Genomic DNA, 18,536 nt, shown 5'->3' with positions numbered 1-18,536 from the left:
GATCAGGGGCGGGATGCAAAATCCTGCAGGAAATCCGTGACCAGCGTGGTCGCCTTGGCCCGGGCTTCCGGGTTGAGCTCCAGCGACGACAGCGCGGAACGCTCGCTTTGGTCGAAGCCGTGATTGATGCCGGGCAGGGTCACCATATGCAGATCGACGCCCTTGCCGACCAGCTTGTTCGCCATGTCGCGGCAGGCCTCTGGATCGGTGATGCTGTCATTTTCGGCAAGGATCATCAGCCCTGCCGATCCGGGCGGCCAGCGCCCTTCCTCGCCGCGGCTGAGCAGCCCGCAATAGGGGTAAAGCAGCACGACCGGACCGATGCGTGCGGCCAGCTCGGCGGGCTTTTCAGGCCATTCCGTCAGGCCGGGCGGTGGGGTGGGGCTGCTCAGGCCCGCCATCAGTTCCATCGCGGTCCAGCCCCCGTGCGAGGCCCCCAGCAGCATCGTGTCCCGTGGGTCGATCCCCGGCATGTGCTGCAACGCGGTGATGGCCACGGCGACATCGCCGGCGCGCTCTGACCCCGGCAGGACCTGCCCGGCGCAGATCGCCCGCCATGCCTGCGCGCGGTCCAGTTTGCGGGGGGCGTGGCTGTCAAGGATCATCACCGTGCGGTCCTGATCCAGCAGGACCTGCGCCCAGTAATCCATGTTGTCATGCACGCCGTCGCAGCCCGACAGCAGGATCGCCGCCTTGTGCGGGCCGGGGGTCTTGGGATGCAGGATGCGCCATGACGGGGCCAGCAGCGCCTCACGCTGGGCGGGGGTATGGGTGATCGGCTGCCAGCCCGCCGCGTTGCGTGCCGTGTTCAGCCCGAGGATGGCCAGAATGATCGCGACACCCGCACCCGCACCCATCAGGATCAGCCGTTTTTGCATCCAAGCAGCCCGTCCTTGCCGCATTTCGCCTTCAGCCGCGCGGTATCCGCCGGGGTCCAACCCTCGGGCGCGGTGACGCTGACCCAGCCGTCGATATATTCCTCGGCGTCATAGGTATGGCCGAAGCCCGGCGGGGTCGAGGTCGAGACCGCCATGTCCACGGCCAGTTGCAGCTGGGTCACGATCGGGGTGAAGTTGAGGAAGGGTGAGACATCGGGCGCGGGCGGTTCATACATCCATTCCGGCGCGCGCCACAGCGAGGTGGCGTTGTAGAACACGATCGCGTCGCTGGCATGCTGCAGATACAGGATGCGCAGCCGTCCCCATGGCTTGCCCGAGCGGTCGGGCGGCGCGAACTGGCTGGCGTAGCGGATGACTTCGCCGTCATCGATTTCGGGCAGGATGAAGGGGCTGCCGGGGCGGCGGGCGTTGTTGGTCTGGCGCCATAGCTCCGACGGGAAGGGCGGGCCGACCCAAAGCGCGCCCTGAATCGGCTCATTCATCATCTGGAACGGGCTGAAGGAATACATTGAGGACCACGCCCCCAGCGAGATCCCGTGCATGTACAGCCGGGGCCGGGCATTGTCGGGCATGTGCCGCCAATGCTCATAGATCAGGCGCATGGTCGCGGTCGCCTGATCCAGCCCGGACCGGGTTTCAAAGATCAGCGCCATCGGGCTTTGCAAGTAGGAATATTGCACCGCCACCGTCGCCACATCGCCCGCATGCATGTATTCCAGCGCGTCATAGCTGGCGGGGTCCATCCAGCCAGTTCCGGTCGGACTGGCGACGATCAGCACCTTGCGCTCGAACGCGCCCAGCCGGATCATCTCGTCCAGAGCGATCTGGGCACGGACCTCGGGCGACTTGTCCTGCGCAAGGCCGACATAGATCCGCAGCGGCTCAAGCGCCGGACGCCCGACAAAGCCCGAGATCGCGGCGGCGCGAGGCCCGCTCAGGACGAAATCGCGCCCCGGCTTGCCCATCAGCCCCCAATCGACCTTGGAGGCAGGTCCGCCAGCCCGCCAGTCCTCGGTCGGGGCGGGGGTGTTCGGGTCGGTGATGTGCTGGGCTGCGGCATAGGATTGGTCGGCGATGCGGAAGGCCCAGTTGACCACGCCGTCGCGGGTGATCAGCAGCACGATCACCGCCGCCAGCAGCAATCCCAGCACATTCGCGCTGGCCGAGGGGATATAGCGCGCCAGCCGGTTGCGCAGCAGGTTGAACAGGCCCTGCATCCCCCGGCCCAGCAGATACAGGATCAGGAACACCGCTGCCGCCAGCAGGATCATCTTGGTGGTGTTCGCGGCCTCCAGCGGCGGCATTTCCATGCGCGAGCGGATGCTGTTCTGCCAGTCATCGGTCAGGGCGACGCAGCGCACCAACAGGGCCAGCACCGGGATGGCCAGCACGACATGGCAGATCGTCGCCCAGCGGCGCGGCAGCAACGGGATCTGCAGCGCTCGCCACAGGGCCAGCATAAAGACCAGCACCAGATAGCCCGCCGCCATCGAGGTCCCGGCCAGCACGCCTTGCAATATCCAGTCGCGGGGAATCAGCGAGGGGGTCAGAGAGGCGGCAGCCATCAGCAGCCCGGCCAGTAACGGAAGAATCGAAAACATAGGCCAGCGGTCCCTTTTCGATCAGGATCGGGCCCAAAAACGGACGCCCGCGGTCAGGTTAGACGCGGTTTTCGCGAAAGGAAAGCGCGGCTCAGTGTCGGTTCAGCTTGTCCGATTTCGCGACCAGCATCTTGCGGCGCAAAGGTGACAGGTGGTCGACATAGACCTTGCCGTTCAGGTGGTCGATCTGGTGCTGCACCGAGGTCGCCCACAATCCGACGAAATCGCGCTCTTCGATTTCGCCCTGATCGTTCATGAAGCGCACGGTGACGGCGCGGGGACGTTCGATCCGGGCAAAGACGCCGGGCAGGTTCGGGCTGGCCTCGTCATGGGGGCGCAGCTGCACCGAGGCGTGCAGCACTTCGGGATTGGCCATGCGCACGGCCTGACCGCGCTTGTCCGAGGCATCGACCACTGCCAAACGCTGCATGATCCCGATCTGCGGCGCAGCAAGACCGACACCCGGCATCGCGTCCATGGTGTCGATCATGTCGTCCCAGATCATCCGCACGGTCTCGGTGATCTCGGCCACGGGTTCGGCGGCGGTATGCAGGCGGCGGTCGGAATAGGGAATGAACGGGCGGACGGTCATCGGCGGCGCCTTTTTCGGAAATCGTTAACGGGGACGGATCAGGCGCGGGCGCGATCGCGCTTCAGCTTGACCATCTTGCGGGTGATCATCTGACGCTTCATCGGGCTGAGATAGTCGATGAACAGTCGGCCATCCAGATGGTCGATCTCGTGCTGGGCGCAGGTGGCCCACAGCCCGTCGAACTCGCGCTCATGGGTCTTGCCGTCCAGACCCAGCCAGCGGACGCGGACCTCGGCGGGGCGGGTCACGTCGGCATAGTGGTCCGGAATCGACAGGCAGCCTTCCTCATAGGTGTTCAGCGCCTCAGAGCCCCAGTCGATCTCGGGATTGACCATGACCAAAGGCTTCGGCTCGGCCTCGGGGTCCTTCTCGCAATCCATGACGAAAAGCCGGGACAGGACGCCGATCTGCGGCGCGGCCAGACCTACGCCCGGTGCGTCATACATGGTGGCCAGCATGTCGGCGGCCAGGGTTTCGATCTCGGGCGTGATGCGCGCGACGTAGTCGCAGGGCTTTTTCAGCCGCGGATCGGGGTGAAGGAGGATGCTGCGCAATGTCATGCCTGTGATCTAGGGCAAGCCTTGGCCTTGCGCAACAAGCCGCTATGTTTGTGCGCGGCAGAATCCAAGGGAACACCATGACGAAACCCGACTTCGACGAGCTGATCGACCGCGTAGGCACCGATTGCAACAAGTGGGATGACATGCAGGCGGCCTTCGGGGTCTCGCCCGAAGACGGCATCGCCATGTGGGTCGCGGACATGGATTTCCGTCCGCCCGCCTCGGTCCAGCGCGCCATCGAGCAGATCGCCGCGCATGGTGTTTACGGCTATCCCAGCGCGAATGACGCCTACCTGCAGGCAATCCGCTGGTGGATGGAAACGCGCCATGGCTGGCAGACCCAGCCCGAATGGGTGCTGACCGCGCATGGGCTGGTGAACGCCACCGGCATTTGCATCGATGCCCTGACCCAAGCAGGCGACGGGGTGATCCTGATGACGCCGGTCTATCACGCTTTCGCCCGCGTCACCCGTGCCGCAGGGCGTGACGTGGTCGAATTCCCGCTGAAGCTTGAGGACGGCGCCTATCGTCTGGACTGGGAAGGCTGGGCCGCCCGCATGACCGGTCGCGAGAAGATGCTGATCCTGTGTTCGCCGCACAATCCCGGCGGGCGGGTCTGGTCGGCGCAGGAGCTGCGCGAGATTGCGGCCTTCTGCGAGGCGCATGACCTGATCCTTGTCTCGGACGAGATCCATGCCGATCTGGTCATGCCAGGCGCGCCGCGCCACACCGTCACTGCCGTGGCCGCACCAGAGATCGCGTCGCGTCTGATCACGCTTACCGCAGCGACCAAGACCTTCAATATCGCGGGCGCCCATATCGGCAACATGATCGTCGCTGATGAGGCGCTGCGCGAGCAGCTGAAGCGCCGGATGATGGCGCTGGGGGTCTCGCCGGGGATGTTCGGTCCGGCGATGGTCGCCGCCGCCTATTCCCCCGAGGGCGCGGAATGGGTCGATGCGCTGGTCGAATATCTGGACGGCAACCGCCGCATCTTCGACGAAGGCGTGAACGCGATTCCCGGCCTGCGCTCGATGCCGCTTGAGGCGACCTATCTGGCATGGGTTGACTTCACCGGGACCGGCATGACGCCCGAAGAGTTCACCGCTCGCGTTCAGGGCACGGCGCGGATCGCCGCCAACCATGGGCCAAGCTTCGGTCAGGGCGGAGAGGGCCATCTGCGCTTCAATCTGGCCACGCCGCGCGCCCGTGTGGTCGAGGCTGTCGAGCGCCTGAAGCGCGCCTTTGGCGATCTGCAATGAAACGGCTGGGGGCGCTTTTCTCGGCGCTATGCGTGGTGGCGCTGGTCTGGAGCCTCTGGCTGCTCTGGGCCCCGCAACCGCGTACACCGATTGCGCCCCCGCAAACCGGCACTGGCTGGCATCTGCCGGGCCTGCCACGCTTTCAGTTGCCGAAATTCAATCTGCCTGATTTCGCACTGCCCGATCTGCATCTGCCGGACCTGCGCCCGCCTGAGCTACCCCAGACCCCCATCGCCTCGAAGGTCGAGCGTATCCTGATCGAGAAGTCTGCGCGCAAGATGACTGTCTGGCAGCGCGAGGGCGGCCCGCGCAGCTTTGACATCGCGCTGGGTTTCTCGCCCGAGGGTGACAAATCCCGGCAGGGCGACGGCCGCACGCCAGAGGGTATCTTCCGCATCGACCGGCTGAACCGGCAAAGCGCCTATCACCTGTCGCTGGGGCTGGATTATCCGCAGAAGCACCACCGAGACGCCGCGCGCAAGGGCGGCTTCGATCCCGGTGGCGACATCATGATCCACGGCCAGCCCAATCAGATCGCCGAGGGCTACAAGGTCAAGGGCGACTGGACCGCCGGTTGCATTGCCCTGACCAATCCCGAGATCGAGGAAATCTTTGCCCATGCCGCCATTGGCACCGAGGTCGAGATCCGGCCATGAAATGGGCATCTTGCCCCAAAGCTTGCCCAAGGATAAGGCAGAGTGATGACACTCGAACGGTACGCCCCGCATCTGCGCGCGACCCTCGCGCTCGGCCTTCCTCTTGTCGGTAGCCATCTGGCCCGCATGGCCATCGGCGTCGCCGATACGGTCATGGTCGGCTGGTATGGGGTCGAGGAACTGGCGGCGCTGGTCATCGCCACCTCGTTCTTTCACATCCTGTTCTTTCTGGGCATGGGTTTTGGCATCGGGGTGATGGGCGTGATCGCCGCCGCGATTGCGCGTGGCGACGAGGTTGAGGTCCGCCGTTCGGCCCGGATGGCGCTGTGGCTCTCGGTCATCCATGCGGTGCTGGTGCTGCCGGTGATGTGGCATGCGGGCCCGATCCTGCTGGCCATTGGACAAGCCCCCGTCGTGGCGGAACTGGCGCAGGACTATCTGCGCATCGCGGGCTTCGGTCTGCTGGCAGTGCTGTGCCAATTGACGCTGAACAGCTATCTGGCGGCGATGGAGCGGCCCCAGGTCGTGCTGTGGATCACGCTGGCCGGGCTGCCTTTGGTGATCTTCCTGAACTGGGTGCTGATCTTTGGCAATCTGGGCGCCCCCGAGATGGGCGTGAAGGGCGCGGCCATCGTCGCGGTGCTTGTGCAGTATCTGCAACTGGCCGCGATTGCCGCCTATGCGGCATGGCTGCCCGTCGCGCGCAAATATCATCTGTTCCGGCGTTTCTGGCGGCCGGACTGGGCGGATATGCGCAAGGTCTTTGTGCTTGGTCTGCCGATCGGCCTGACCATGGTGGCGGAAGGTGGGCTGTTCGTCGGCTCGAACGTGATGATGGGCTGGATCGGCACGCAGCAACTGGCCGCGCATGGCATCGCGCTGCAACTGGCCTCGATCACCTTCATGCTGCATCTGGGCATGTCGAATGCCGCAACCGTGCGCATCGGACAGGCCAAGGGCTGGGGCGACGGGCAATGGATGCGCGATGCCGCGGTGACGGTAACGGCGGTGTCCGCAGTGGCGGCAATGCTGGCCGTGGCGCTGTTCATCCTGTTCCCGCGCACGCTGGTCGGCTTGTATCTGGATGCGAGCCATCCCGAAACGCCGATCCTGCTCGAGATCGGTTCGCGGCTGATGTTCTATGCCGCGCTGTTCCAGCTGATGGATGCGATGCAGGTGATCGGCCTGGGGCTGCTGCGCGGTGTGCAGGATACACGTGTGCCCATGGTGATCGCCGGGATCAGCTATTGGCTGGTGGGGATTCCGGTGGCCTACGGTCTGGCCTTCGTGCTGGGCTATGGTCCGGCAGGGCTGTGGCTGGGACTGGTGGCCGGGCTGACGGTGGCCTCGATCCTGCTGATGCGGCGGTTCTGGCGGGGCCATGCGCGCGGGGACTGGACCCCGGCGCCGGCCGCGGTCTAGTTTGGCCGCGAAGAAGGCAGGAGGTTCGCCATGCGCCCGGTATTCGTCCAGTTCCGTTGCACGCCCGGCAAGACCTATGAGGTTGCCGACGCGATCTATGACCGCGAGATTGCGAGCGAGCTTTACTCGACCTCGGGCGATTTTGACCTGATCGCCAAGATCTATGTTCCCGAGGATCAGGATGTTGGCCGTTATTTGTCCGAAAACCTGTTCGACATCCCCTTCATCCAGCGCACCCTGACGACGATGACCTTCAAGGCCTTCTGAGGGCAGCAGGGGGCGCTGCCCCCGCCGCGCGTTCCGCGCGACTCCCCCGGGGTATTTCCGAAACGATGAAGTCGAGGCTTGTGGCCACTTGCATGGGGCGGGCGTTTCGGTTTCTGGTGCGGCCATGAACCGACTCCGCTTTGCCCCGATCCCCGCAGGCCTGCCGGCCACCGTTCCCTTTACCGGTCCCGAGACGCTGGAGCGTCGTCGCGGCGCGCCTTTCCGCGCCAGGCTGGGGGCGAACGAAAATGGCTTTGGACCCTCGCCCAAGGCGGTTGAGGCGATGGCGCGGGCCAGCGCCGATGTCTGGAAATACGGCGATCCCGACAGCCATGACCTGCGCGAGGCGCTGGCGGCCCATCACGTCATTTCGCCCGCAAACATCATGCTGGGCGAGGGGATCGACGGACTTCTGGGCCTGCTGGTGCGGCTGGTCATGGCCCCCGGAGAGACGGTCGTGACCTCGGAAGGGGCCTATCCGACCTTCAACTACCATGTCGCGGGTTTCGACGGGCGCCTGCACAAGGTGCCCTATCGCGACGATGCCGAGGATCTGGAGGCGCTGATCGCGGCGGGTCATGAAACCGGCGCGCGGCTGATCTATTTTGCCAATCCCGACAATCCGATGGGCAGCTGGCTGACGGGCGAACGTATCGAGGCGGCGCTGTCGCACCTGCCCGACGGCGCGTTGCTGATCCTGGACGAGGCCTATGCCGAATTCGCCCCCGAAGCCGCGATCCCCCGGATCGACCCCGAGGATGATCGGGTGATCCGCTTCCGCACCTTTTCCAAGGCCTATGGCATGGCCGGGGCGCGGATCGGCTATGCAATCGGGCCTGCTGAACTGATCGCGGGCTTTGACCGCATTCGCAACCATTTCGGCATCAACCGCACCGCCCAGATCGGGGCTCTGGCTGCGTTGCAAGATCAGGAATGGCTGGAGCGGACCCGGCTAAAAGTCGGCAAGACCCGCGACCGCATCGCCGCCATTGCCGCATCGAACGGCCTGCGTGCCCTGCCATCCGCCACCAATTTCGTCGCGGTCGATTGCGGGCAGGGCGGCGATTTCGCGCGCCGCGTTCTGGCGCAGTTGGCCGCGCAGGGTATCTTTGCCCGCATGCCCGGCGTCCCGCCGATGGATCGCTGCATCCGTATTTCCTGCGGCCCTGACCACGAACTCGATGCCTTTGCCGAGGCCCTGCCGGTCGCACTTGCCGGCGCGCGCGAGGACTGATCTCGCGCGCCAGGCTGTGATTTCACCGTTTTACAAATACCCACTGCGACGCTGCCACCTGCGCAGGTCAGTCCAGCGGTAGCGCGGTGGTGGCCTTCAACTCTTCCATCGACAGAAGCGCGGTCACGTTGTGGATCTTCACCTCCGAGATCAGCGCCTGATAGAAGCGATCATAGGCGCGGGCGTTCCGGACCCGCACCTTGAGGATGTAGTCGATATCGCCGGCCAGACGATGCGCCTCGATCACCTCGGGGCGGGCGCGGACGGCGGACAGGAAGCGGCGCGCCCAGTCTGGGTCATGCTCGCTGGTGCGGATCAGCACGAAGAAGCAGGCGTCCAGCCCAAGGGAATCGGGGTCCAGCAGCGCCACCTGCCCGCGGATGACGCCTGCCTCGCGCAGTTTGCGAATCCTGTTCCAGACCGGGGTCTTGGACGCCCCCACGCGGGCTGCGATGTCGTCCAGCGACAGAGTCGCATCCTCCTGCAAAAGGGACAGGATTTTACGATCTGTATCGTCCAGACGGGCCGGTGTTTGTCTCTCTTGGCTCATTGCGAAACTTGGTCCTGATTGCCTGCCATTTGTCTGGAACTGGTTTCTTATTTTTCCAGCCCACTCGTCAATATAGGGAAGATTTTTCTATATATGACTGACCCAATCCGAAAGGCAAAAGGCCATGTCCAAGACCTTCACCCCCTCGTTCGCAACCCCCGCCGTCATCACCGCGAATGACCTGCGCATGGGCCATTGCGTGTGGATGCGTGACGGTGGCTGGACCGCCGACCCGCGCGAGGCCCAGCTTTTCGAGGATGAGGCCATTGCCGATCTCGCCATGCTCGACGCGATCGGTCAGGCGAATCTCGTCGTCGGCCCCTATCTGGCCGAGGCCAAGCGCGGCACTGACGGCCGCCCCGAGCCGACCCATTTCCGCGAGGCCTTCCGTCGTCGCGGCCCGTCCAACTATTTCCATGGCAAGCAAGCCGAACTCGAGGCCAGCAATGTTTGACGCCCGCCCCCAGCATAACGAATACCTGCGCCATCGGGCGCAGCAGTTCCGCAGCCAGGTCGAGCGCCGGCTGGATGGCAGCCTGACCGAGGACGAGTTCCGCCCGCTGCGCCTGATGAACGGCGTTTACTTGCAGCTGCACGCCTATATGCTGCGGGTGGCCATCCCCTACGGCACGATCAGCCCCGACCAGATGCGTACGCTGGCCCTGCTGGCGAGCAAATGGGACAAGGGCTATGGCCATTGGACCACCCGGCAGAACATTCAGTACAACTGGCCGAAGCTGGTCGATATCCCGGATATGCTGGACGCGCTGGCCGATGTCGGCCTGCATGCGATCCAGACCTCGGGGAACACCATCCGCAACGTGACGACCGATGCCTTTGCCGGTGCTGCCGCCGACGAGGTCACCGATCCGCGCCCCTATGCGGAACTGTTGCGCGCCTGGTCGACCGACCATGCCGAATTCCAGTTCCTGCCGCGCAAGTTCAAGATCGCCATTTCCGGCGGCGAGAAGGACCGCGCCGTCATCGCCGCCCATGACATCGGCCTGCGCCTGCGCCGCAATGAGCAGGGTCAGCTGGGTTTCCAGGTCTGGATCGGTGGCGGTCTGGGCCGCACGCCGCTGCTGGGCAAGGTCGTCCGCGAATTCCTGCCCGAAGCCGACCTGCTGCCCTATGTCGAGGCGATCATCTCGGCCTATAACCTCGCTGGTCGCCGCGACAACAAATACAAGGCCCGGATCAAGATCACCGTGGCCGAGCGCGGCCTTGAGGTGATGCGCGACGAGATCGAGGCTGAATTCCTCAGCCGCCGCGACGTGTTCACCGGCATCGATCAGGACCTGCTGCAGGAACTGAAGGCGGTCTATGCCGCCCCGGCTTTCCGCAATCAGGAAGACGGCGACCTTGAGGCCCAACGGGCTGCCAATGTCGGCTTCCGCAGCTGGACCGACACCAACCTGTCGGCCCACAAGGCGCCGGGCTATGCCAGCGTCATGGTGACCTTCAAGGCGCCGGGACAGACGCCGGGCGATGCCTCGGCCGAGCAGATGAACCTGCTGGCCGATCTGGCCGAGCGTTATGGCCACCATGACCTGCGCATCAGCCACGACCAGAACGTCGTCCTGCCGCATGTCCACAAATCGGACCTGTTCGCGCTGTACCAGGAACTGAAGGCGGTCGGTCTGGCCACCGCCAATGCCGGTCTGATCAGCGATATCGTCGCTTGCCCCGGCATGGACTACTGCGCGCTGGCCACCGCCCGTTCGATCCCGATCGCCCAGGACATCGCCGACCACTTCCGTGCCCGCGAACTGGAAGAGGACATTGGCAAGATCGACATCCGCATCTCGGGTTGCATCAACGCCTGCGGCCATCACCATCTGGGCCATATCGGCATCCTCGGTCTGGACCGGGCCGGTGTCGAAAACTACCAGATCACGCTGGGCGGCGACGGCTATGACATCCCGGCCATCGGTCAGCGCCCCGGCGCGGGCTTCCCGGCCGAAGAGGTCGTCCCGGCCATCGACCGCATCATCGACGCCTATCTGGACCTGCGTGAATCTGCTGAGGAGCGCTTCATCGACGCCTATCGTCGCGTAGGGGCAGCTCCGTTCAAGGCGGCGCTGTATCCCGCCGATGCTTGATGGGAGCCTGGACGATCGCGCCGCGCTTCTGAATGAGCGCTACAAACATCATGCCGCGACCGAAGTGTTGCGGCGTGCCCTGAACGATCCCGATCTGGGCCGGGTGACGCTGGTGTCGTCCTTTGGTTCGGAATCGGTGGTGTTGCTGCACATGGTCTCGGTCGTTGCCCCCGGCACGCCGATCCTGTTCATCGACACGCAGATGCTGTTTCAGGAAACCCTGGATTATCAGCTTGAGGTCTCGGAAAAGCTGAAGCTGACCAATGTGCAGGTGGTGCGTGCCACCGAACGCGAGGTCGCGCTGAACGATCCCGACGGCACGCTGCATCAGTTCAGCACCGATTCCTGCTGCGACCTGCGCAAGACCATTCCGCTGGAGCGTGAACTGTCCAAGTTCGACGCCTGGATCACCGGTCGCAAGCGCTTTCAGGGCGGCGAGCGTCAGCAGCTGGAGTTCTTCGAGGCCGAGCCACCGGCCCGGCTGCGCATAAACCCGCTGGCCCACTGGCGGTCCGAGGATGTTCAGGACTATATGGCCGAGAACAATCTGCCCCGGCATCCGCTGGTCGCCAAGGGCTTTGCCTCGATCGGCTGCGCGCCCTGCACCTCGCCCATCAAGCCGGGCGAGGATCCCCGTGCCGGTCGCTGGCGGGGCAGCCAGAAGACCGAATGCGGCATCCATTTCATCGGCGGCAAGATGGTCCGCACAGGAGCGAATGCATGAGCGATTTCTTTCTGGTCCGCGATGACGGCTTCCACCCCCATGACGGGGCCGAGCCGGTCATTCTGGCCCCGGATGTTGATCCCGCGACCTTGGGTGACTATCTGGGCCATGATCTGATCGCCATCAGCTTTCCTGCCTTCAGCGACGGGCGCGGCTTCACGCTGGCCCGCCTGCTGCGCGAAAAGGGTTTCGCCGGGCGGCTGCGTGCCGTGGGCGGTCTGATCGCCGACCAATATGCGATGGCCCGCCGCGTGGGCTTCGACGAAGTGCAGATTCCAGCAGCGCTGGCCGCCCGCCAGCCGCAAGAGCAATGGCTATACCGTGCCGACTGGCAGCAATGGGATCACCGTTCGCGCCTTGCCGGATGAAACGGCCGGGGTTTTCCCCCGGTCCCACCTGAATTAGATAGACCCGGACCCTGACATGACACTGGATCTCTCCGTGGCCGAAGCCGCCGTTAAACCCGCCAAGACCCTGCCCGATGCCCAGACCGTAACCTCGGTCACGCATTGGAGCGACACGCTGTTTTCCTTCCGCGTGACGCGGCCGGCTTCCCTGCGCTTCCGCTCGGGCGAGTTCGTAATGATCGGTCTGCCGGGCGACAACGGCAAGCCGATCCTGCGCGCCTATTCCATCGCCTCGCCCAATTGGGACGACGAACTGGAATTCTACTCGATCAAGGTGCCGGATGGGCCGCTCACCTCGAAGCTGCAACTGATCGAGCCGGGTGATGAGATCATCCTGCGTCCGAAGCCCGTCGGCACGCTGGTGCTGGATGCGCTGCTGCCGGGCAAGCGCATGTGGTTCCTGGCCACCGGGACGGGGCTTGCGCCCTTTGCCTCGCTGATGCGCGACCCCGAGACCTATGAGCGCTACGAGCAGGTCATCATGATGCATACCTGCCGTACTGCCGAGGAACTGACCTATGGCCGCGAGCTGGTCGAGAACCTGAAGCACGACCCGCTTCTGGGCGAGATCTATGGCGAGGATTTCGCCAATCGCCTGCTGTATTACCCCACCACCACCCGCGAAGAGAGCCCCTTCATGGGCCGGATCACCGACAACCTGACCTCGGGTAAGGTGTTCGAAGATCTGAATCTTCCGCCCATGGATGTGGCGAATGACCGCGCCATGGTCTGCGGCAGTCTGGCCTTCAACGTCGACGTCAAGGAAGTGCTGGAAGGGTTCGGTCTGCGCGAGGGTGCAAACAGCGATCCGAAGGAATTCGTGGTCGAGAAGGCCTTTGTCGGCGACGGCGTCTGAGGTAGCTGCCGGGGGTCTCACACCCCCGGACCCCCGTGGGGTATTTTCAAAACGATGAAAGCCCGGCGTTGACACTGCGCCGGGCTATGCTCATTTTCCCCGCCCGAATCATAGCGAAGGATTATCCATGCCTGTCGTCGTCGTCGAATCTCCGGCCAAGGCCAAGACGATCAACAAGTATCTGGGCGACGACTATACGGTTCTGGCCTCGTTCGGGCATGTGCGGGACCTGCCGCCCAAGGATGGCAGCGTCGATCCCGAGGCCGATTTCGCCATGAAATGGGAAGTCGCGAGCGAGTCGAAGAAGCACGTCAAGGCGATCAAGGATGCGCTTGCCTCGGACCCGAACCTGATCCTCGCCACCGACCCCGATCGCGAGGGCGAGGCGATTTCGTGGCACTTGCTTGAGACCTTGGCACCCGCGCTGAAGAAGGGTGCGCAGGTCAGCCGTGTGACCTTCAACGCCATTACCAAGAATGCCGTGACCGAAGCGATGGCGGCCCCGCGCCAGATCGACCAGCCGCTGGTCGATGCCTATCTGGCACGGCGCGCGCTGGATTATCTGGTGGGCTTCAACCTGTCGCCGGTGCTGTGGCGCAAGCTGCCGGGCGCGAAATCCGCGGGCCGGGTGCAATCGGTCGCCCTGCGGGTCATCGTTGACCGCGAGATGGAGATCGAGGCCTTCAAGGCCCGCGAGTATTGGTCGGTTCATGCGAAACTGGCGACCCCGCGCGGCGATCAGTTCGATGCGGCGCTGACGGTTTATGGCGGCAAGAAGCTGGAGCGTTTCGACATCGCGACCGAAAAGGATGCGATGCTGGCGGTCTCGGCCATTGCGGCGCGCGATCTGAAGGTGGCAAGTGTCACCGCCAAGCCTGCGAGCCGCAACCCTTGGCCGCCCTTCATGACCTCGACCCTGCAGCAAGAGGCCAGCCGCAAGCTGGGCCTTGGCGCACGGGCCTGCATGTCGGCGGCGCAGCGGCTGTATGAGGCGGGCCACATCACCTATATGCGGACCGACGGCATCGACATGGCCCCCGAAGCGGTGATGTCCGCCCGCGACGCGATCAAGAAGCGTTTCGGCGAGGAATACCTGCCGAGCAGCCCGCGCATGTACAAGAACAAGGCCAAGAACGCGCAGGAGGCCCACGAGTGCATCCGGCCGACGGACATGTTCATGTCGCCCGACAAGCTGCCCGTGTCCGACAAGGATCAGAAGGCGCTGTATGATCTGATCTGGAAGCGCACCATTGCCTCCCAGATGGAATCGGCGCGGATGGAGCGCACGACGGTCGAGATCGCCTCGGTGGATGCGCAGGTCGGGTTGCGCGCCAATGGTCAGGTGATGCTGTTTGACGGCTTCCTGAAGGTCTATGATCAAGGCCGCGACGACGAAGAAGATGAGGATGGCCGCCGCTTGCCCGCGATCAACGAGGGCGAAAAGGCCGAGAAGCGCGGCATCACCCCCGAGCAGCATTTCACCCAAGCCCCCCCGCGCTATACCGAGGCGACCCTCGTCAAGCGCATGGAAGAGCTGGGGATCGGGCGTCCCTCGACCTATGCCAGCATCGTTACGACGATTCAGGACCGCGACTATGTCCGCAAGGAACAGAACCGCCTGATCCCCGAGGACAAGGGGCGGCTGGTCACGATCTTCTTGCTGAAATATTTCCCCCGCTATGTCAGCTATGATTTCACCTCGAGCCTTGAGGGGGAACTGGACGATATCTCCTCGGGTGAGCGCGCCTACCGCGAGGTGCTGCGCCGCTTCTGGAAGGATTTCACCGCTGCGCTGGAAGGGACCAGCGAACTGCGCATCGGCGAGGTGCTGGAAGCGATTGACGAGGCGCTGGCGCCGCATTTGTATCCGGCGCGTGCCGATGGGACCGATCCGCGCGAATGCCCGCTGTGTCACAAGGGCCGGCTGCATCTGAAGACCGCGCGTTCGGGCGGGGCCTTCATCGGCTGCACCAATTATCCCGAATGCCGCTTTACCCGTCCGATCAGCAGTCCCGAGGGCGAAGTGGTCGGCGATGCGGTGCTGGGCACTGACAATGGCGATGAGATCAGCCTGAAGAACGGCCGTTTCGGGCCTTACGTTCAGCGAGGCGAGGCGACGGCGGAAGTGCCGAAGCCGCCGCGTGCCTCGGTCCCGAAGGGTTGGGAATTGGCCTCGGTCGATCTGGAGCGCGCCTTGGCGCTGCTGGCGCTGCCGCGCGAGATCGGCGCGCATCCCGAGGATGGCGTCGCCGTCGAGGCGGGGATTGGCCGCTACGGGCCCTACGTCAAGCATGGCGCGAAATATGTGAACCTGCCCGATGTCGATGAGGTCTTTACCATCGGCATGAACCGCGCGGTCGAGGTTCTGGCCTCGAAGGTGGTGCGGGGCAGGGCGGCGGCAGCCGCGCCTTTGGTCGAGCTGGGCGAGCATCCCGAGGGTGGCCCGGTGCAGGTTCTGGCCGGGCGCTATGGGCCTTACGTCAAATGGGGCAAGGTCAACGCGACCCTGCCGCGCGATCTGGAGCCCGAGGCGGTCTCGCTGGAGCGCGCGCTGGAGCTGATCACCGAGAAGGCTGGCAAGACCAAGAAACCGGCCAAGAAGGCTGCGGCCAAAACCGCCGAGAAAAAGACGGCCGAGAAAAAGCCCGCCGCCAAGAAGCCCGCCGCCAAGAAGCCCGCCGCGAAAGCTCCGGCCAAGAAGGCCGCCGCCAAGACCAAGGAAGCCGAGTAATCCGGCAATCCCGGTATCTCCCGCCCCGAACCTGATGCGTTCGGGGCGGGATTTTTCATGCCGCAGTGCGGCGCGTTGACTTCGCATCCCATCCCCGCCACAAATTTCGGAAGCCTAGGCGGAGGGGTAGATGAAAAAGATCTATGGCAGTGCGGAAGCCGCGCTGGAGGGGGTCCTGAGGGACGGAATGCTGATCGCGGCAGGTGGCTTTGGCCTGTGCGGCATCCCGGAATTGCTGATCGACGCGATCCACAAGGCAGGGACCAAGGATCTGACCATCGCCAGCAACAATTGCGGCGTCGATGGGTTCGGTCTGGGCATCCTGCTCGACTCGCGCCAGATCAAGAAGATGATCTCGTCCTATGTCGGCGAGAATGCGGAATTCATGCGCCAATACCTGTCGGGCGAACTGGAGCTGGAGTTCAACCCGCAGGGCACTTTGGCCGAGCGCATGCGGGCCGGTGGCGCGGGTATTCCCGGCTTCTACACCAAGACCGGTGTCGGCACGGTCATCGCGGATGGCAAGGAGCACAAGGATTTCGACGGCGAGACCTATATCCTTGAACGCGGCCTTGTCGCCGATCTGGCCATCGTCAAGGGCTGGAAGGCGGACGCCTCGGGCAACGTGGTCTTTCGCAAGACGGCGCGCAACTTCAACGTTCCGGCGGCGAAATGCGGTCGCACCTGCATCGTCGAGGTCGAAGAGATCGTACCCACCGGCAGCCTTGATCCCGATAGCATCCATCTGCCGGGCATCTATGTGCACCGCCTGATCCAGGGGCAGCATGAAAAGCGCATCGAACAACGCACCACTCGCAAGAAGGAGGCCGTCTGATGCCTTGGGACCGCAATCAGATGGCCGCCCGTGCCGCGCAGGAATTGCAGGACGGGTGGTATGTGAACCTTGGCATCGGCATCCCGACGCTGGTGGCGAATTACATCCCCGAAGGTGTCGAGGTCACGCTGCAATCGGAAAACGGCATGCTGGGCATCGGGCCTTTCCCCTTTGAGGGCGAGGAGGATCCCGACTTGATCAATGCGGGCAAGCAGACCGTGACGGCGCTGCCGCAGACGGCCTTCTTTGACAGTTCCGAAAGCTTTGCGATGATCCGTGGCGGCAAGATCGCCATGGCGATCCTTGGCGCGATGGAGGTCTCGGAGACGGGCGATCTGGCGAACTGGATGATCCCCGGCAAGCTGGTCAAGGGCATGGGCGGTGCGATGGATCTGGTCGCGGGCGTCAAGCGCGTGGTCGTGGTCATGGACCACACCAACAAGGCCGGTGAATCGAAGGTGCTGAAGGCCTGCACCCTGCCACTGACTGGCAAGGCCGTAGTCAACCGCATCATCAGTAATCTGGGCGTTCTCGACGTGGTCGAGGGCGGATTGAAAATCGTCGATCTCGCCGATGGCGTGACCGAGGCGGAACTGCGCGCGGCAACCGAGGCGACGATCGTCGCTTGACGCGCGGGCTGAAACGTCCGAGGGGGCTGTCCGCCCCCTCTTGCGGCCTGCGCCGCAATTCACCCCCGAGGATATTTCCGCAAGAAAGAAGGACGGCCATGTTCGGCGCCGATGACATCGCAGCACTTTTCACCCGCGACGGCAATTATCTGTGCGCACGCTGGGGACGGCCTGTCGCGCCGGTGATCTTTGGCCTGTCGGACGAGACGCTGGCCATTTTTCGTGACGTGACGCGGGCGGCACTGGTTCATGCCGGACATCCTCAGGTCGAGACCGATCCCGAGATGGGCGCGAACCTGATGAGCTTTTTCGTGCGCGACTGGGACGAACTGGCAGAGATTCCCGATCTGGATGGGCTGACCGGGCAGCAGGACCTGCCGCAGCGATTGAAGGCGCAGACGGCGGATCAGTACCGTATCTTTCGTTTCGACAGCGACGGGGGCATTCGCGCCTGCATGACCTTCGTGAACATGGGCGGGGGCCTTGCCGACGCCCATCCCGCCGGATTGGCCGAAGTGATGGTCATGCGCGCGCTGCTGACTTTTGCACAGGATGTCACGCCCTCGCGCGAGCTGGCCGATCTGATCCGCGTTGCCTATGATCCGGTCCTGCCGGTCGTGGCGCGTGACCAAAGCCATGCCATGCGCCTTGCCGCACGGTTGCAGCGCCGCTAGTCCCCAATTCTTTCTTGGTCAAATATCCTCCGGGGGAGTCGCCGGGACGGCGACGGGGGCGGAAAGCCCCCCGCGACCGCAAAGTCAGGAGCTGATCCATGCATCTTTTCTCCGTCCGGGTTTATTACGAGGATACCGACCTTGCAGGTATCGTCTATTACGCGAATTACCTGAAGTTCATCGAGCGTGCCCGCAGCGAATGGCTGCGCGATCTGGGGATCGATCAGGCGGCGATGAAGCGCGACGGCCTGGTCTTTGTCGTGCGCCGGATCGAGGCCGATTATATTTCGCCCGCGCGTTTCGACGATGAGTTGACCGTGCAATCTAGCATCCACGAAATGGGCGCGGCGCGGATCATCATGTGTCAGAAGGTGCGGCGCGGCGATCAGCTGCTGTTTTCGGCCGTGGTCACTTTGGTCTGTATCACCGAGGCCGGACGACCGGTGCGGATGCCCAAAGATGTGACCTCACGGCTGGGCGGGCCGGAAAGCACTTGTTCCTGACGCAGAATTGACGCGGCAGGGTTTGTCTGGCC

20 protein-coding genes are annotated in these 18,536 nt (G+C 64.2%); 15 read left to right on the top strand and 5 right to left on the bottom strand.

Features of this window, described 5'->3' with window-relative positions; translation table 11 throughout:
* Window positions 1–2 precede the first annotated feature (2 nt).
* From GL300_RS06675 to def (GL300_RS06660), 4 genes are all read right to left on the bottom strand, one after another.
* The gene (locus tag GL300_RS06675) at window positions 3–878 is read right to left on the bottom strand and encodes a dienelactone hydrolase family protein (protein WP_155038835.1); all 876 of its coding nucleotides are present in this window, start codon (window positions 876–878) and stop codon (window positions 3–5) included.
* Window positions 863–2,500: an alpha/beta hydrolase gene (locus GL300_RS06670; RefSeq protein WP_155038834.1), complete on the bottom strand. Its 1,638-nt coding sequence runs from the start codon at window positions 2,498–2,500 to the stop codon at window positions 863–865. Before GL300_RS06670 ends, GL300_RS06675 begins: the two co-directional genes overlap by 16 nt.
* A gap of 91 nt (window positions 2,501–2,591) precedes the next feature.
* Window positions 2,592–3,092 carry a peptide deformylase gene (gene def / locus GL300_RS06665; protein WP_155038833.1) on the bottom strand — a complete coding sequence of 167 codons (501 nt, stop codon included), beginning with the start codon at window positions 3,090–3,092 and terminating at the stop codon, window positions 2,592–2,594.
* A gap of 38 nt (window positions 3,093–3,130) precedes the next feature.
* Window positions 3,131–3,652, bottom strand: a complete 522-nt coding sequence (gene def, locus GL300_RS06660) for a peptide deformylase (RefSeq protein WP_155038832.1) — start codon at window positions 3,650–3,652, stop codon at window positions 3,131–3,133.
* Between the two features lie 77 nt (window positions 3,653–3,729).
* On the opposite strand from def (GL300_RS06660), the gene GL300_RS06655 reads away from it, so the two are divergent.
* From GL300_RS06655 to GL300_RS06635, 5 genes are all read left to right on the top strand, one after another.
* The gene (locus GL300_RS06655) at window positions 3,730–4,914 is read left to right on the top strand and encodes a MalY/PatB family protein (RefSeq protein ID WP_155038831.1); all 1,185 of its coding nucleotides are present in this window, start codon (window positions 3,730–3,732) and stop codon (window positions 4,912–4,914) included.
* Entirely contained in the window at window positions 4,911–5,570 is a 660-nt protein-coding gene (locus tag GL300_RS06650) for a L,D-transpeptidase family protein (RefSeq protein ID WP_155038830.1), read from the top strand. Before GL300_RS06655 ends, GL300_RS06650 begins: the two co-directional genes overlap by 4 nt.
* A 45-nt stretch (window positions 5,571–5,615) precedes the next feature.
* Window positions 5,616–6,992 (top strand): MATE family efflux transporter, encoded by a 1,377-nt coding sequence (locus tag GL300_RS06645; protein ID WP_155038829.1) that lies wholly within the window; start codon window positions 5,616–5,618, stop codon window positions 6,990–6,992.
* A 30-nt stretch (window positions 6,993–7,022) separates the two neighbouring features.
* Window positions 7,023–7,259 (top strand): Lrp/AsnC ligand binding domain-containing protein, encoded by a 237-nt coding sequence (locus GL300_RS06640; RefSeq protein WP_155038828.1) that lies wholly within the window; start codon window positions 7,023–7,025, stop codon window positions 7,257–7,259.
* 124 nt (window positions 7,260–7,383) lie between these two features.
* Window positions 7,384–8,493 carry a pyridoxal phosphate-dependent aminotransferase gene (locus GL300_RS06635; protein WP_155038827.1) on the top strand — a complete coding sequence of 370 codons (1,110 nt, stop codon included), beginning with the start codon at window positions 7,384–7,386 and terminating at the stop codon, window positions 8,491–8,493.
* Between the two features lie 67 nt (window positions 8,494–8,560).
* Here the strand turns inward: GL300_RS06635 and GL300_RS06630 are convergent, their stop codons facing one another.
* A complete protein-coding gene (locus GL300_RS06630; RefSeq protein WP_155038826.1) occupies window positions 8,561–9,043 on the bottom strand; it encodes an Lrp/AsnC family transcriptional regulator in 483 nt (160 codons plus the stop codon).
* Window positions 9,044–9,167: 124 nt separating this feature from the next.
* Between GL300_RS06630 and GL300_RS06625 the strand changes: the two genes are divergently transcribed.
* The 10 genes from GL300_RS06625 to ybgC all read left to right on the top strand — a co-directional run bounded on the left by GL300_RS06625 (window position 9,168) and on the right by ybgC (window position 18,504).
* Window positions 9,168–9,497, top strand: coding sequence for a DUF2849 domain-containing protein (locus GL300_RS06625; protein WP_155038825.1), 330 nt, complete (start codon window positions 9,168–9,170; stop codon window positions 9,495–9,497).
* Window positions 9,490–11,145: a nitrite/sulfite reductase gene (locus tag GL300_RS06620; RefSeq protein WP_155038824.1), complete on the top strand. Its 1,656-nt coding sequence runs from the start codon at window positions 9,490–9,492 to the stop codon at window positions 11,143–11,145. Before GL300_RS06625 ends, GL300_RS06620 begins: the two co-directional genes overlap by 8 nt.
* Window positions 11,138–11,869, top strand: a complete 732-nt coding sequence (locus GL300_RS06615; protein WP_155038823.1) for a phosphoadenylyl-sulfate reductase — start codon at window positions 11,138–11,140, stop codon at window positions 11,867–11,869. Before GL300_RS06620 ends, GL300_RS06615 begins: the two co-directional genes overlap by 8 nt.
* Entirely contained in the window at window positions 11,866–12,237 is a 372-nt protein-coding gene (locus GL300_RS06610) for a DUF934 domain-containing protein (protein WP_155038822.1), read from the top strand. Before GL300_RS06615 ends, GL300_RS06610 begins: the two co-directional genes overlap by 4 nt.
* 55 nt (window positions 12,238–12,292) lie before the next feature.
* Window positions 12,293–13,132 carry a ferredoxin--NADP reductase gene (locus GL300_RS06605; protein ID WP_155038821.1) on the top strand — a complete coding sequence of 280 codons (840 nt, stop codon included), beginning with the start codon at window positions 12,293–12,295 and terminating at the stop codon, window positions 13,130–13,132.
* A 127-nt stretch (window positions 13,133–13,259) separates the two neighbouring features.
* Entirely contained in the window at window positions 13,260–15,863 is a 2,604-nt protein-coding gene (gene topA, locus GL300_RS06600; RefSeq protein WP_155038820.1) for a type I DNA topoisomerase, read from the top strand.
* Between the two features lie 130 nt (window positions 15,864–15,993).
* Complete coding sequence (locus tag GL300_RS06595) at window positions 15,994–16,698, top strand: CoA transferase subunit A (protein WP_155038819.1); 705 nt, start codon at window positions 15,994–15,996, stop codon at window positions 16,696–16,698.
* Entirely contained in the window at window positions 16,698–17,327 is a 630-nt protein-coding gene (locus tag GL300_RS06590) for a 3-oxoacid CoA-transferase subunit B (protein WP_155038818.1), read from the top strand. The genes GL300_RS06595 and GL300_RS06590 overlap by 1 nt, the downstream gene beginning before the upstream one ends.
* A 98-nt stretch (window positions 17,328–17,425) precedes the next feature.
* Window positions 17,426–18,001, top strand: coding sequence for a hypothetical protein (locus GL300_RS06585; protein WP_155038817.1), 576 nt, complete (start codon window positions 17,426–17,428; stop codon window positions 17,999–18,001).
* 98 nt (window positions 18,002–18,099) lie between these two features.
* Window positions 18,100–18,504: a tol-pal system-associated acyl-CoA thioesterase gene (ybgC, locus tag GL300_RS06580; RefSeq protein ID WP_155038816.1), complete on the top strand. Its 405-nt coding sequence runs from the start codon at window positions 18,100–18,102 to the stop codon at window positions 18,502–18,504.
* Window positions 18,505–18,536 lie beyond the last annotated feature (32 nt).

The organism is Paracoccus litorisediminis, assembly GCF_009711205.1.
GTDB lineage: Bacteria > Pseudomonadota > Alphaproteobacteria > Rhodobacterales > Rhodobacteraceae > Paracoccus > Paracoccus litorisediminis.
The sequence above is the reverse complement of the archived record's forward strand: the minus strand, read 5'-3'. Positions and strand labels throughout refer to the sequence as shown.

What these genes read in the sequence shown, in the direction of transcription:
- ybgC (WP_155038816.1), top strand. Translation starts at nt 18,100, where the DNA reads ATGCATCTTTTCTCCGTCCGGGTTTATTACGAGGATACCGACCTTGCA.
- GL300_RS06630 (WP_155038826.1), bottom strand. Translation starts at nt 9,043, where the DNA reads ATGAGCCAAGAGAGACAAACACCGGCCCGTCTGGACGATACAGATCGT.
- GL300_RS06670 (WP_155038834.1), bottom strand. Translation starts at nt 2,500, where the DNA reads ATGTTTTCGATTCTTCCGTTACTGGCCGGGCTGCTGATGGCTGCCGCC.
- GL300_RS06610 (WP_155038822.1), top strand. Translation starts at nt 11,866, where the DNA reads ATGAGCGATTTCTTTCTGGTCCGCGATGACGGCTTCCACCCCCATGAC.
- GL300_RS06620 (WP_155038824.1), top strand. Translation starts at nt 9,490, where the DNA reads ATGTTTGACGCCCGCCCCCAGCATAACGAATACCTGCGCCATCGGGCG.
- GL300_RS06635 (WP_155038827.1), top strand. Translation starts at nt 7,384, where the DNA reads ATGAACCGACTCCGCTTTGCCCCGATCCCCGCAGGCCTGCCGGCCACC.
- GL300_RS06595 (WP_155038819.1), top strand. Translation starts at nt 15,994, where the DNA reads ATGAAAAAGATCTATGGCAGTGCGGAAGCCGCGCTGGAGGGGGTCCTG.
- GL300_RS06605 (WP_155038821.1), top strand. Translation starts at nt 12,293, where the DNA reads ATGACACTGGATCTCTCCGTGGCCGAAGCCGCCGTTAAACCCGCCAAG.
- GL300_RS06585 (WP_155038817.1), top strand. Translation starts at nt 17,426, where the DNA reads ATGTTCGGCGCCGATGACATCGCAGCACTTTTCACCCGCGACGGCAAT.
- GL300_RS06640 (WP_155038828.1), top strand. Translation starts at nt 7,023, where the DNA reads ATGCGCCCGGTATTCGTCCAGTTCCGTTGCACGCCCGGCAAGACCTAT.
- GL300_RS06675 (WP_155038835.1), bottom strand. Translation starts at nt 878, where the DNA reads ATGCAAAAACGGCTGATCCTGATGGGTGCGGGTGCGGGTGTCGCGATC.
- GL300_RS06615 (WP_155038823.1), top strand. Translation starts at nt 11,138, where the DNA reads ATGCTTGATGGGAGCCTGGACGATCGCGCCGCGCTTCTGAATGAGCGC.
- GL300_RS06650 (WP_155038830.1), top strand. Translation starts at nt 4,911, where the DNA reads ATGAAACGGCTGGGGGCGCTTTTCTCGGCGCTATGCGTGGTGGCGCTG.
- topA (WP_155038820.1), top strand. Translation starts at nt 13,260, where the DNA reads ATGCCTGTCGTCGTCGTCGAATCTCCGGCCAAGGCCAAGACGATCAAC.
- GL300_RS06645 (WP_155038829.1), top strand. Translation starts at nt 5,616, where the DNA reads ATGACACTCGAACGGTACGCCCCGCATCTGCGCGCGACCCTCGCGCTC.
- GL300_RS06590 (WP_155038818.1), top strand. Translation starts at nt 16,698, where the DNA reads ATGCCTTGGGACCGCAATCAGATGGCCGCCCGTGCCGCGCAGGAATTG.
- def (WP_155038833.1), bottom strand. Translation starts at nt 3,092, where the DNA reads ATGACCGTCCGCCCGTTCATTCCCTATTCCGACCGCCGCCTGCATACC.
- GL300_RS06655 (WP_155038831.1), top strand. Translation starts at nt 3,730, where the DNA reads ATGACGAAACCCGACTTCGACGAGCTGATCGACCGCGTAGGCACCGAT.
- def (WP_155038832.1), bottom strand. Translation starts at nt 3,652, where the DNA reads ATGACATTGCGCAGCATCCTCCTTCACCCCGATCCGCGGCTGAAAAAG.
- GL300_RS06625 (WP_155038825.1), top strand. Translation starts at nt 9,168, where the DNA reads ATGTCCAAGACCTTCACCCCCTCGTTCGCAACCCCCGCCGTCATCACC.